Below are 633 nucleotides of genomic sequence, written 5' to 3' on the forward strand. Positions count from 1 at the left end.
AGTGCAACGATTGTAGCTGAAGACGTCGCGAGCTTAGTCTCCATTTATGAAACGTTAGAGCGTGAAACAACGATTGTGAAAGTAAAAAATCGATTCAAAAAACCTGGCCCTTCAGGATATAGAGACTTGAACTTGCTCGTTCGTTTACCAAAAACAAACCTAGTAGCCGAAGTTCAACTGCACTTGAAAGCAATCGCAGATGTAAAAAGCGGTCCCGAACACGACCTATACGAAAAAATCCAGAAACTAGAACGTCAAGCGATGTTGGAAAAACGTGAGCTAAGCGAAATAGAGCTTGCCTCTATTCGCAACATGCGTACACAGTCTAAGAACTTGTACCAACAAGCATGGCAACCATACTTAACAACGCATCTAGAAGCGGCGTAACCGATATCATTAGGCGTCTCTCATAAACAGAAAAACCACCGCATTGCGGTGGTTTTCATTTGTATGCACACGAATTTTACGCAAAAAAAGACCACGCCTTAGCGTGATCCATTTATTCGGCTTACTGTACTTTCTTCAGGTTTTCTACACGAGCTTTTAACTTCTGACCCGGGCGAAAAGTCACTACACGTCGAGCAGTAATTGGAATATCTTCACCAGTTTTCGGGTTACCACCAGGTCGTTCAT

Annotated in this window: 1 protein-coding gene and 1 pseudogene; one reads left to right on the forward strand and one right to left on the reverse strand. The window is 43.0% G+C overall.

Annotated elements, in window-relative coordinates; all coding sequences use genetic code 11:
* A pseudogene (locus KIT90_RS27780) lies at positions 1-387 on the forward strand (phosphoribosylglycinamide formyltransferase); the annotation flags it as partial.
* 121 nt (positions 388-508) lie between these two features.
* Here KIT90_RS27780 and KIT90_RS27785 read toward each other — a convergent pair.
* On the reverse strand, positions 509-633 hold a 125-nt coding region (locus KIT90_RS27785), incomplete at its 5' end, for an HU family DNA-binding protein (RefSeq protein WP_285379784.1).

The organism is Vibrio sp. B172a, from assembly GCF_030248355.1.
In the GTDB taxonomy this organism is placed as follows: domain Bacteria; phylum Pseudomonadota; class Gammaproteobacteria; order Enterobacterales; family Vibrionaceae; genus Vibrio; species Vibrio owensii.